Annotated in this window: 10 protein-coding genes; 2 read left to right on the forward strand and 8 right to left on the reverse strand. The window is 55.9% G+C overall.

Annotation, left to right across the window (positions count from 1 at the left end; all coding sequences use genetic code 11):
* Positions 1-134 precede the first annotated feature (134 nt).
* From ACR0NW_RS00005 to ACR0NW_RS00040, 8 genes are all read right to left on the reverse strand, one after another.
* Complete coding sequence (locus tag ACR0NW_RS00005; protein ID WP_170655435.1) at positions 135-1,040, reverse strand: LysR substrate-binding domain-containing protein; 906 nt, start codon at positions 1,038-1,040, stop codon at positions 135-137.
* 69 nt (positions 1,041-1,109) lie between these two features.
* The gene (locus ACR0NW_RS00010) at positions 1,110-2,453 is read right to left on the reverse strand and encodes an MmgE/PrpD family protein (protein ID WP_480449577.1); all 1,344 of its coding nucleotides are present in this window, start codon (positions 2,451-2,453) and stop codon (positions 1,110-1,112) included.
* Positions 2,453-3,643: a pyridoxal phosphate-dependent aminotransferase gene (locus ACR0NW_RS00015; protein WP_480449576.1), complete on the reverse strand. Its 1,191-nt coding sequence runs from the start codon at positions 3,641-3,643 to the stop codon at positions 2,453-2,455. The genes ACR0NW_RS00010 and ACR0NW_RS00015 overlap by 1 nt, the downstream gene beginning before the upstream one ends.
* Positions 3,643-5,283, reverse strand: coding sequence for a thiamine pyrophosphate-dependent enzyme (locus tag ACR0NW_RS00020; protein ID WP_480449575.1), 1,641 nt, complete (start codon positions 5,281-5,283; stop codon positions 3,643-3,645). The genes ACR0NW_RS00015 and ACR0NW_RS00020 overlap by 1 nt, the downstream gene beginning before the upstream one ends.
* A gap of 64 nt (positions 5,284-5,347) precedes the next feature.
* Positions 5,348-6,193 carry a diaminopimelate epimerase gene (dapF, locus tag ACR0NW_RS00025; protein WP_480449573.1) on the reverse strand — a complete coding sequence of 282 codons (846 nt, stop codon included), beginning with the start codon at positions 6,191-6,193 and terminating at the stop codon, positions 5,348-5,350.
* Between the two features lie 4 nt (positions 6,194-6,197).
* A complete protein-coding gene (locus ACR0NW_RS00030) occupies positions 6,198-6,938 on the reverse strand; it encodes an amino acid ABC transporter ATP-binding protein (RefSeq protein ID WP_170655446.1) in 741 nt (246 codons plus the stop codon).
* Between the two features lie 12 nt (positions 6,939-6,950).
* Entirely contained in the window at positions 6,951-7,922 is a 972-nt protein-coding gene (locus ACR0NW_RS00035) for an amino acid ABC transporter permease (RefSeq protein ID WP_480449572.1), read from the reverse strand.
* A gap of 54 nt (positions 7,923-7,976) precedes the next feature.
* Positions 7,977-8,813 carry a transporter substrate-binding domain-containing protein gene (locus ACR0NW_RS00040; RefSeq protein ID WP_480449571.1) on the reverse strand — a complete coding sequence of 279 codons (837 nt, stop codon included), beginning with the start codon at positions 8,811-8,813 and terminating at the stop codon, positions 7,977-7,979.
* A gap of 1,269 nt (positions 8,814-10,082) precedes the next feature.
* On the opposite strand from ACR0NW_RS00040, the gene ACR0NW_RS00045 reads away from it, so the two are divergent.
* Both ACR0NW_RS00045 and ACR0NW_RS00050 read left to right on the forward strand, forming a co-directional pair.
* Positions 10,083-10,937 carry a LytTR family DNA-binding domain-containing protein gene (locus ACR0NW_RS00045; protein ID WP_480449570.1) on the forward strand — a complete coding sequence of 285 codons (855 nt, stop codon included), beginning with the start codon at positions 10,083-10,085 and terminating at the stop codon, positions 10,935-10,937.
* A 168-nt stretch (positions 10,938-11,105) separates the two neighbouring features.
* A complete protein-coding gene (locus ACR0NW_RS00050; protein WP_480449569.1) occupies positions 11,106-11,609 on the forward strand; it encodes a helix-turn-helix transcriptional regulator in 504 nt (167 codons plus the stop codon).
* The last annotated feature ends 371 nt before the right edge of the window (positions 11,610-11,980 follow it).

Consider the following 11,980-nt stretch of genomic DNA (forward strand, 5'->3'; position numbering starts at 1 on the left):
GCAGGTGGCGCAGCCGGGCGATGAGGTCGAGATCTTTATTCTCGGCAAACCTCACAAGGCCAAAATCCTCGCCGAACCGCCATTCGACCCAAAAGGCCAAAGATTGCGGGAAAGTCAGGCGAAGATGGAGAGTTTCAGCTAAGCTGAAACTCATTTGTGCAGATACGCAGAAGCCAATTTCGGAACTGTGTAACCGCGCGAGTTCCGTCGGCACGGTGGGATGTCAAAAGGTAATATGCGTTGCCCGTCGGCAAGCTAAACTCAAGCGGCGCAACAAGATGACCTTTGCGCCGACCTTCCTCGCCAAATGGGCGCCGATCCATCGCCCAGCCCAGCCCGATCTGGGCCGCTTGTAAGGCGTTGGAACGATTATCCATCTCGGCGACAGGTTTCCACGAGGATTCACTCAGACCGATGGCTGAAAACCAGAGATCCCACTCATTGACGTGATGGCGGCTTCGGATCAGGGGTTCCGATGGCATTTCCTCGGGTTGCGGAACCGAACCGCGCGCTTCCAGATATTCTGATGCACAGACCGGCTGGATCACTTCATCGAACAGTTTGATACAACGCGGTTCTTGTGGCGGTTTATCTGAAAAAACAATGGCCATGTCGATATCACTGCCGCTGAGCGAGATTTCTTCGGGCATGGTGACGATTTTGACTGTGAGGTTGGGGGCAACTTCTCGCAGTTGCGGCAGTTTTGGGATAAGCCACATGTTAGCCAGCGACTGGTACATATGCACCGATACCACTTGCTTGGTCTTGTCATCGGTATGACGGGCAAAAGCGGCGTCCAGAGTATCAAGCGCCTGACGAACGGGCTCGTAGAGCGCTTTGCCTTCTTCGGTCAATTCCGCTGTATGATTGGCACCCCGATGCAAAAGCGTTGCACCAACAAATGCTTCAAGCGATCGTATCTGGTGACTCACGGCCGATGCCGTAATGTTCAGCTCCTGCGCGGCCTCAACGTTGCGGCCCAAGCGAACGACGGCCTCGAAGGCGCGGACAGCTGCAAATGGCGGGATTTTGCGTGACATTTGTCTCTCCGGAGCCGGTTATTGCGCAGAGATTAATGCAATCCCGCCCCCTGTCCCAGACCTTTCCTTTCAAAGGCTTGCCGTGCATTGATCGAAAAGGTGCTTTAACTCGGACGCGCTCAACTGGTCGAAGTCAGACGACAGGTCACCGATTTCCTTGGCCCGCGCGGAACCCAAAACGGGGTCGGCCAGCATATGGAACTTTTCGGTGATCTGGCTGTCGGTCAGTGCCATATCCGCGTCTCCACGGGGGGTGCGGGGCTTGTCTTTGATCCGCTGACCGTCCTTCAGGATGATCGTCACCTGCGCCCAGCGTTTGTCGGTGCTGATGCGGGTCATTTCCGGATCATCAATCAGGTTGATGGAACGGCTTACCCGCAGGATGTCGGGATCACGCAACGCCTCGGCGCTCAGTTCGTTGACCCCAACCTGGCCGCGCACGATCATCGCCGCCACGGGGAATGCGATGGCATAGGCGAACTCGTCCTGATTTTGCGGCTCGTGCCCGGCAAGCCGGGTTGCATAGTGAAAGGTGCGGATTTCAATGCTGTCCACCTGCTCGTGGGTGAACCCATGTTTCTGCATCATGTCATGCACGGAATCGAGCGACGGGTGCGCCCAGCGGCAACAGGGATAGGCCTTGTAATGCGTGTGATCGACCAGCCGCCACCCGGTGCCCAGATCGGACCAGAATTCTGTGCCATCTTCCCCTTCGCATGTCAGGGCCGGAGCACCGGTGAACCCCTCGATTGCCAGATAGGCGGCAGTCACCCCAGACGGAGCGCCCCAGCCGACACCGTCACGTACCATGGTGGGGTGGTCGATGCAGCGCATCATCTGGCTGCGGGGGCCATGATACTCACCGATCCCGGCGGCCTGACGGATTTGTTCCGCATTACCGCCCAGCAATTTTGCACCTGCGGCGGCAACACCCACGGCAGTCCAGGCTCCGGATGTGTGATAGTCGGCGCAGGTTGCGTGTTGGACCAGCCCGGCGCGATACGAGATTTCGTAGGCGGCGGCGAGGATTTCTGCAAAGCGCCTGCCGTCCAGCCCATCTGCGCTGGCCTGCGCCATTGCGATCATGGCGGGGAAAATGGCAGAACCAGCATGACCCTTGCAGGGCGTTGTGCCGTCATGAGCGTCGATGCTGTCCACGGTGAATGCTCCGGCCATGGCCGCCCCGACGGGGCTGACTGCATGACCATCCATCAGCATCTTCGCCGATCCGGTTGTTCCGGCTCCGAACACCATCGGCGCGACCCGGCGGGCGATACCGGACAATTCCGTGGTGGCGCCGACGGCGGCAACGCCCATCGTGTCAACGAAGGACCGGCGAAGGGTCCACAGGGCGGCCTCGGGCAGATCGTCATAGGTCAGGTCTGCTGCGAAGTGATCAAATCTCTGTACCATCAGTTCAACATCTCCACGGCGGATTTCATGCGGTTCAGGCCTTCTGTTATGTTCTGCTCGGACGTCGCGACGGACATGCGAAAGAACGGATCGCATGAAAAGCCGGGTCCGGGCACCACAACGGCCCCGTGTTCCAGAAAATAGGCCGCCAAGTCGGTCGAGCTTGTCAATACCTTGCCCTCAGGCGTCTTGCGGCCAAGCAAGGCACCGCAATCCGGCATCAGATAGAACGCGCCACCCGGGGATTGCGTTCGTAAACCATCGATCTTGACCAGCCCCTCCAGCGCAAGATCGCGGCGGCGCTGATAGGTGGCGCACCAGTCCTTCAGGAAGTCCTGCGGGCCGGTAAGTGCCGCCACAGTGGCCGCCTGACTGATCGAGCATGGCCCGCCATTGGTCTGGCTGAACAGGCTGCGGATACCGCTGGTCCACCAATCTGGCCCGCCTGCAAAACCTATGCGCCAGCCGGTCATCGCATAGGATTTCGACACCCCATTCACGGTAAGTATCCGTGGTTGCAAATCGGGGGCGACGGTGGCCAGCGTCGCAAATTCGGCACCATCGAAAATGATATGCTCGTACAGATCGTCCGAAATGACGTTGACCCCGGGATGCTGCCGAAGCACATCGGCCAGAGCCCGCAGTTCAGCCGCTGTATAAACCGCCCCGGTTGGATTGGATGGTGAGCAGATCATCAGTAGCCGCGTCCGCGGCGTGATAGCAGCCTCCAGCTTGTCCGGTGTCAGTTTGAAGCCATCATTTGATGTATCGACCAGCACAGGTGCCCCGCCAACCGCCTGCACCATACCCAGATGCGACGCCCAGAGCGGTACCGGCAGGATCATCTCTTCCCCGGGATTCAGCACCGCCTGAATAGCAGTCGCCAGCAATGGTTTGGCACCAGAACAGACGACGATTTCCGACGACGAGAAGGACAGCCCGTTATCACGGCTGAACTTTTCGATCACGGCCGCCTTGACGGCTCCGTTCCCGTCAGTCGGGGTATAGCGTGTATCGCCCGCGCGGATGGCCGCGATCCCGGCTTCGCAGATATGGGCAGGCGTGTCGAAATCCGGCTCGCCCACGGAAAAGTCGATCAGGTCGGCACCGGCTTGCCGCATCTCGAAGGCCTTATTGAAGACACCAATGATCGGCGACGCGGGCAGGGCATCAACCAGACGGGAAAGCATCAGGACGCCTCCGCAAGATCACTCAGTGTCAGATTGGGCCCAAGACTGTCCGGCCCGACCATCACATGGATGACCGCGGCTTTGCCAGACGCCATTGCGCGTTCCAGTGCTGGGGCGAATTCGGCGGTGGTTTCAACCCGTTCGCCGTGCGCACCATAGCCTTGCGCCACCACAGCAAAATCCGGATTTGTCAGCGACGTCCCGGAGATGCGCCCGGGATGCTTGCGTTCCTGATTGGTGCGGATGGTGCCGTACATACCGTTGTCGATAACAATGAAAATCGGGTCGAGCCCGTATTGAACCGCTGTCGCTAGTTCCTGCCCGTTCATCAGAAAATCGCCATCCCCGGCAACATAAACGGCAGGCGCATAGGGCCGCGCCACTTTGGCAGCCACCGCCGCCGGAACCCCCATGCCCATCGCGCCCGAGATCGGGGCCAGTGCGCCCAGAAACTGGCGATAGTCGAAGTGGATATTGGGCCAGTCGGCGGCGTTGCCTGCACCGGTGGTTATCGTGGTCTCACGCGGCAGGGTGGTGTTCAACACACGCATCACCTCAGCCATATCGACCGGTCCGCGTTGGACGGGCAGTGCTTGCATTGCCTCGTAATCCGCACGCGCGCTGGCGGGTGAATGGCGCCTGGTGACCGGCAGCAATGCTAGCGATTTTGCCGCCTCGTTCGGATCGGCCAGAATGGGAAGATCGGCCTGATAGAGCCGCCCTAAATCCTCGGCCCCCGGCAGGATGTGGACAAGCCTGCAATCCGGCTGCGGAGATCGGATAAGGCTGAATTTCAAGGTGGTTCCATCATTCAGGCGCGCGCCCAACGCGATCACCAGATCGGCGGATTTGGCGTATTCATTGGGCATCGGATTGCCGCCAAAACCCAGATTCCCGATGAAATTGGGATGGTCATGCGGGAACAACCCCTGACGACGGAACCCTACGGCAACCGGCAGGCCATGATCCTCGGCAAAACGTATGGCGGCGGCTTGCCCGTCTTCGGTCCAACAGGTGCCACCCAGCAGCAACAGCGGGCGCTCGGCATTTGCCAAAAGCCCGGCCACCTGTTCCAGATCGGCAGGTGTAGGCGCGGGAGGGGTCAGCTTGACCTGTGGCAGATCGGCGGCGTCGGTCAATTCGGCCAGCATATCCTCGGGCAGGGCCAGCGCCACTGGGCCGGGTCGTCCCGAAAGCGCGGTGCGGAAAGCGCGATTTACATATTCCGGTATGCGGGCAGGATCGTCGATCTCGGCCACCCATTTCACCATGTGACCGAGGAAACGGCGGTAATCGACCTCCTGAAAGGCTTCCTTGTCGCGATGGGCGCGCGGGATCTGTCCGATAAGCAGAATCAGCGGGGTCGAGCCCTGCTGAGCCGTATGCACCCCGATTGAGGCGTTTGTCACACCGGGTCCGCGTGTCACGAAACACACGCCCGGTTTGCCGGTGGCATCCGAATAGGCTGCCGCCATGAATGCGGCGCCACCCTCCTGCCGGGTGGTGTAGTATTTCATTGTGTTCGAGCAATCATGCAGCGCATCAAGCGCCGCCAGATAGCTTTCACCGGGGACGCCAAAAATCGCATCGACGCCGTTCACCCGCAACATGTCGATCAGAACCTGTCCGCCTGTCCGCATCGCGATTACTCCTCTGTCAGAGTTCTTATTTTCCAGTCGGATCGAAAGACTAAAACTGAATTTTTCACACCGGGGTTGAGGGGAATTCACCCTGAAATCGATACCGTCCATTGAAACAGTGCGCCACAGGTCCGGTCATCTCGGCCACGTTGTCTGAACGGATCCGGATCGCCACGGTCCCGGCTGGCATGTGAACCTGCATCTCATTCCGGTGGGTACGTCCCGACAGACGTGCCGCCTGCACTGCGGCGCAGGCCCCCGATCCGCAGGCGGTGGTCAAAACGCCGGGTCGCTCATAGACCGATAATCGCATGTCCGAAGGCGACAACATCTCGGCAACGCCAACATTCACGCCCTGGGCAAAAAGAGGGTTCGCCATGATTGCTGGGGCCAGCTTGGGCAGATCGACGGAATCCAGATCGTGTGTGAAGAACACCGCGTGCGGATTGCCAACGGCCAGACCCACGGGAGATTGCAGCGACCCGTTCCCAACAGGCAGGGCCATCATATCCTGCGGGCCCGACAGGGACATCGCCCGCCAGTTCTGCGTCAACTCTCCCATTTCCACCTGCACCAGTCGATCCCCGCATCGCTGAGCACGCAAAGGCCCGACGCGCGTTTCCAGAACAATCGCGTCCGCATCAGCCTCTTCAAGCAAAAGCCAGGCTACACAGCGGGTCGCGTTGCCACAGGCCTGCACCTCGGTTCCATCAATGTTGTAAATCCGCATGAACGCTGCTGCCTGCGGGTGGCCCGAGGGCTCCAGAACAACCAGTTCATCCGCGCCAACTCCCACCTTGGGATCGCAAACCCAGATCACCTCATCCGGTGCCGGACAGTATGGGGCAGTGCGGGCATCCACGATCACGAAGTGATTGCGAAGCCCCTGCATCTTGATGAATTCAGGCATCGGCTTAGTGTTGCAGGATCTGGCTAAGGAACAGTTTGGTCCGTTCGCTTTGGGGGTTTTCGAAGAAGCTGACTGGATCATTTTCCTCGATAATTTGGCCTTCATCCATGAAGATCACCCGGTCCGCCACGGCCTTGGCAAACCCCATCTCGTGAGTCACACACACCATGGTCATTCCGTCGCGCGCCAGACTGACCATTGTATCCAGAACCTCGGACACCATTTCAGGGTCCAGCGCCGAGGTTGGTTCGTCAAACAGCATCACCTTTGGGTTCATGCAAAGTGAACGCGCAATTGCCACGCGCTGTTGCTGCCCCCCCGAGAGTTGCCCGGGATACTTTTCAGCCTGTTCCGGAATGCGGACCCGTTCGAGGTACTTCATCGCAGTCTTGCGCGCCTCGGCCTCGGGCACACCGCGTACCCACATGGGAGCAGCCATCAGGTTTTGGAGAACAGTCAGGTGAGGGAACAGGTTAAAGTGCTGGAACACCATACCCACTTCCATCCGCACCTTGTCGATATCTTTCATTTTCTGGTGAAGATGCATCCCATCGACGATGATCTCGCCTTCCTGATGGGCCTCAAGCCAGTTGAGTGTGCGGATCATCGTGGATTTACCGGAACCGGACGGCCCGCACACAACGATCTTGTCGCCTTTGTTGACGACAAAGTTGATATTACGCAGCGCATGATATTGGCCATACCACTTGTTGACGCCGCGCATTTCGATGATTGGTTCTGCCATGACGCGACCTCCTCAGTGGCTCTTGGTGCGGAAGTGACGCTCGATCCGACCCTGGATCAGTTCAAGGCACATGGACAGCATCCAGTAGATGATGGCGGCGGTGATCAGCATCTCCATATGCTGGAACGACTTAGTCCCGAGCGTACGGGCCAGAAACATCAATTCCCACACGCCGATCACGGATACCAGAGAGCTATCCTTGAGCATGGCGATGAACTGGTTGCCCGTCGGCGGTATGATCAGTGGCAGCGATTGCGGCAGGATGATCCGGCGCATGGTCAGGCCGAACTTGAAGCCTAACGAGCGTGATGCTTCCCACTGGCCTTTCGCGATCGACTGGATACCAGCACGGAAAATCTCGGTCATGTAGGCGCCGTAGCACAGGGTCAGCGCCAGAATGCCGGCCGGAACCGCGTCGATCACGTAACCAAGCTGAGGCAGGCCGAGATAGATCAGGTAGACCTGCATCAGCAGCGGCAGGCCCCGGAAGAACGAGGTATAAAAGCTGGCAATCGCAAAAGCGAATCCATTGGAAGACAGCTTGGCCACAGCCCCGATGATCGCCAGTATTGAGGCAAGCGTTATCGATATGGCCGAGACGTAAAGCGTCGTAAACACGCCTTGGCTGACCATGAACCAGATTTTCGAGCGAATGAACGCAAAGTCCAGATCGAAGCCATAGAAGAAGGCCAGAAACAGCGCCAGCAACTGCAACCAGACGATGACAACCTGAAGCCTGAATTTAAGAAATCCAATCAGGACAATATTGAACACGAACAGAATGCCCAACACCAGACCGGTGGCAAATCGCCCGTAAAACCCGGATTCTGCAGGTTCTCCGATCACCGGCCTCATGAGTTCTCCGAAAATTGAGCCGGTTGTGTCGATCAGAATGAAGAATGCCGTCGCGACGACCAACATCAATCCAACGATCTTGGGTTTGTGGACCAGTGGATCGTTTACCACCGTGTCGGCATAAAGCATGACCTGCCTCCTGAATGGAGCGGCTCGCCAGAGGCGAGCCGGCCTGTTCTGTTGTTATTTCGTGGTGGTGTAGTCGACGCCGTACCACTTTTCGCTGAGCTTCGTCAGCGTTCCATCGGCACGCATGTCGGCGACGATTCCGGCAAGCTTGTCATTGAATTCCTGATCGCCGCGGTCGATGGCGATGGCCAGAGGTTCATAGAAGACTGGATCACCGACAACTCTAAGCGGGTAATTGTTTTTGATGCCTTCCAGAATCGCCGGAAGTGATCCGATCATTCCATCCAGTCGCGTCCCGTCACCCAATCGCAGGTCGTCCATAACGGCCGTCGAATCCTTGTAGGAACGCAATTCCCCGGGCGAGATCTGATATTCAAAGCCCGGCACACCTTCGGCATCAATTGTCAGATCATGCTGCAAATACAGCTCAAAGACACTGGAGGTTGTTGCCCCCATCGTTTTGTCATTCAGATCAGCAACAGACGAGGCAGAGCTGTCGTTATGAACAGCGGCAGCGGCAGGGGTATAGTAGTAGACGGCGGGAAAGCTCAGTACTTTGGCCCGCGCTTTTGTCGGGGTCATCGACCCGACCGAGACATCCCAGCGCCCGTTCCAATTTCCGGCTGTGATGATGTCCCACGCAGGCGTCACGAACTCCACTTCGACGCCCATGCGCTGCGCGATTTCGCGGGCAACGTCGACGTCAAAGCCATCCATTTCGTTGTTGTCGTTCAGAAAGCTTTGCGGTGCCCAGTTTGCATCGGTCGCAACTTTAAGCAGCTTATCCGACGTGACACGGTCCAATGCATCACCAGCAAAACTGACACCAGTGCTGGCGCACAAGGCGGCAATGGCGGCGGCGATTGTGAATACTCGTCTAGATTGTCCCATTCATTCCTCCAAGCTGGAAACGCATTGAAGAAACTGCACGAAAGAGGTCGGAGGCTTTAGGGAATTATTTTGAGCTGTATTGAAATTTTTTCAGCCCCAATTCGTCAGCCGAACTAGGCTTTGACCAACAGTACACCGATTGCGAGCCACTTGTGCTTCGCACGCAATGTAACGGTTCTTAAACTTCGTCAGGATATCAGTGGCGGAGAGACAGGGATTCGAATACTGGGTGGGCTTGCACCCACAACGGTTTTCGAGACCGTTTCTTACATCAAAACGGAAGTCCTCAGATCAATAAAACAAGGGCTTTATAGCGGTAAAATGGGCATGCACGGCCCAGAAAGCGGGTAGGGGTGTCATAGGAAAGCGTCATAGTGGTTTGAGAGGAGTGAACTTCTTCAGTTATCACCGAAGGTGCACTGAGGCTCCGAAGGGCGGGAAACGGCCATTCGATGCGGTTGCTCCCTACTTTGGTCACCGAGAAAATAGCGGACTTTCAGTGCAGCCCATAGGTCCCATTGGGTCAAATGTTGCTTAAGCTATGAATGGCAGCGACAGCCAAGAAACAGGCCTTGTACAAGCTATATTTGCAATCATTTCTCATTGTTCGCGGACCACTCGAGACGCCGCTACACGGCGGCCCGTCTCGGCGATGTTGAAGAGCGCACATACTATTAATGTTGGTTCGAACACCTGCCCGCGCCGATCGACTTAACGGCCGAAAAAAAATGCTCAGCCCGAGTGAGAAAGAGTGGCAACAAGGAAGTCGCTGTCGAACGTTGCTCGCACCAAAACGCCAGTTATTCGCACCAAAGCGAGACTTTCCACTCTCCAGCCAGTTTAGATGAAATCAACTAAGCTATAAGTTCCGCGACGGGCGGGCCTTGAGAAATTTGCTTCTTCGAGCGACGCCCCAAGTGCAGATATTGCTCACAACGGAAAAAGTTTTGTCAGGCAAATTCACCGGTTGGCTGATCAAAACCCCGCACCCGTAAGGCTTGCGGGAGTACATTTTGGGGATGGAAGAGGTCCACATGTCATACACGTTCAAGCGTCATGCTAATCTCACTAGGCATATGTTTGAACGACGATTCTCTGTTCAAAATCCAATCAACGCCTACTTGGCCACTCGAGATAGTGGCAGTATTACCTCCAACGAGAACCTGCATTCTGCTGCCCTTGAACAGGCGTCGCCCCACCCTTCAGTTTTCCATTAGCGGCGGAAAGCAGATATGTCCGAATTGTTGATTTGTGGGGGAGTATAGTTCGTTGCTGACAAAGGCTGAACTTACGGTCTGGCTGCGTGGCTTGATGAAAGACAAAGTTTTCATTTCAGCCTACGCTGTGGTTTTTCTCGCTCTCGTGGTTGTGGAGCGGGGACATGCAGTTCCGAACATCAGTCAGTTCCAGCATGCGCTGTACGTGCTGGCCTGGGTAATCGCGTTTTATGCCTTCTATTACTTTGCCGGGCCCAGTCTATTCTACTGGTCCATTCGAAACTCAATTTGCGTTTTTTGGACGACTTTGGGCAGCTATCTAATAATTTTATTCCTGAAGACCTTTATTGTAACTTACTTGCTAGCAGGCGGATCATCACTTAAGCACGCAATCCTCTATTATTTTACGTCTGCATTCGTCTCGACTGTAATTACCTACGCTATATTTTTGCACTTCAGAGCCCAGGCTTTAACCGGGTTCGGATACGATCCCCTGAAGTATCTGTTTCGGCGCCCCCCTAAGCAAACTGATTGTCCGTTCCAATTAAAGCTCGACGAAAAAAATCGCGGGCCATTGCTGATGCTGGAAGCTCAGAACCAATACGTATCGGTTACAACTGAAAACGGGACGCAGTTGATAAGAATGACACTTAAAAGCGCTGTGGAGAACTTGGATTCTGAAGCTGGTTTATTGGTTCACCGTTCGAGGTGGCTGTCTAACAGCGAGATAAGCGAGCTCGTTTACAGAAATGGAAACCCTTACGTCGTGAACCCGAGTGGTGACGAATTTTCGATAAGCCGAAAAATGGTGTCCAAGGTTAAAGAAACAATTGAACAACGAGGAGCGCGGGCACCTGAGCCCAAGCAAACGGACAGAGCAACCAAAAACAAACATGCTCAATGCTAAGTTTCTTGTATGCAGCACTAAAACTCGATCCCCAGACAATATCACGTCTGCTCAAATCATCCCTATCGTGTCGTTCGATATGGCGAGGATGGGCAACTGACCAGCCTGACACCTCACAAAATACACAACGACCGGCGCAAAGATCACCGGCAACTTGAAAGACATACTATGGCGCCCTCCAAAGAACGTCTGGCCCTATCGTTTTTCGCATCGCTTGCTGCTGCTTTCGTGATGCTTTTGGAAGAATTCAGCGAGGCGATGGGTCTGGAGTGGTTGCACAACTGGGATGAGTACCACATTTGGGCAATCATCGTGATGCTGTGTTTGTTGGGGGCGATCGCTGTTCTTGGTGTTGAGTTGCTTCGTATGGGAAACCACGTGACCAAGCTTGAAGGCAAAGCGAGCCGCGCCTCTGAGGCGTTTGAGGAGCTCTTGATGAGCTACTTTGAAAAGTGGGCATTTACCAAAGCCGAGAGGGATGTTGCGCGACTGCTCCTGAAAGGATGCTCCACCGCAGAGATTGCTGAAGCCCGAGATGCGAAAGAGGGCACTGTGAAGGCCCAAACAAACTCAATCTACAAGAAATCAGGTTATTCAAACAAAGCACAACTTTTCAGCGCCCTTTTGGAAGACCTTACCGGCGATGGATCGAAGCCAATTCGCCGCGCCTAAAGTTTGATAGGCTTGTTTCTGAGGCGCGCTCGGCCCGCGGCCCGGTCTTCAAGGTGTCGGGATGCGGATATCTATCCTTGAACCATTTTTGATCCTCAGTGAAGGCCACTCCGAACAGATTGGCTCATTGGTGATATGCACTTTACCCTCAAGCCCAACGGTGGTGGCGAAACGCCGGTGTCCCGGTGATGCTGCAATTTTGAAAGAGCCGACAAACTGTTCATTTTCATGTTTTGATGGTCAACCTCGCTACAAATGCGGTCCGTGCTGTCTACACAGCTTTGAGAATGGTCGGTTTGCTCGAACTGCTTTTCACATCTTCGAAGCCGCGAAGTTTCAGGCTGCGATAAACTAAGGTGTAAGCGGCATAA

The organism is Ruegeria sp. CF5 (genome assembly GCF_056537325.1).

Bases quoted from the DNA above. Each gene is read 5' to 3' on its own strand.
- ACR0NW_RS00035 (WP_480449572.1), bottom strand. From the start codon at position 7,922: ATGCTTTATGCCGACACGGTGGTAAACGATCCACTGGTCCACAAACCC.
- ACR0NW_RS00010 (WP_480449577.1), bottom strand. From the start codon at position 2,453: ATGGTACAGAGATTTGATCACTTCGCAGCAGACCTGACCTATGACGAT.
- ACR0NW_RS00040 (WP_480449571.1), bottom strand. From the start codon at position 8,813: ATGGGACAATCTAGACGAGTATTCACAATCGCCGCCGCCATTGCCGCC.
- ACR0NW_RS00015 (WP_480449576.1), bottom strand. From the start codon at position 3,643: ATGCTTTCCCGTCTGGTTGATGCCCTGCCCGCGTCGCCGATCATTGGT.
- dapF (WP_480449573.1), bottom strand. From the start codon at position 6,193: ATGCCTGAATTCATCAAGATGCAGGGGCTTCGCAATCACTTCGTGATC.
- ACR0NW_RS00030 (WP_170655446.1), bottom strand. From the start codon at position 6,938: ATGGCAGAACCAATCATCGAAATGCGCGGCGTCAACAAGTGGTATGGC.
- ACR0NW_RS00005 (WP_170655435.1), bottom strand. From the start codon at position 1,040: ATGTCACGCAAAATCCCGCCATTTGCAGCTGTCCGCGCCTTCGAGGCC.
- ACR0NW_RS00020 (WP_480449575.1), bottom strand. From the start codon at position 5,283: ATGCGGACAGGCGGACAGGTTCTGATCGACATGTTGCGGGTGAACGGC.
- ACR0NW_RS00050 (WP_480449569.1), top strand. From the start codon at position 11,106: ATGGCGCCCTCCAAAGAACGTCTGGCCCTATCGTTTTTCGCATCGCTT.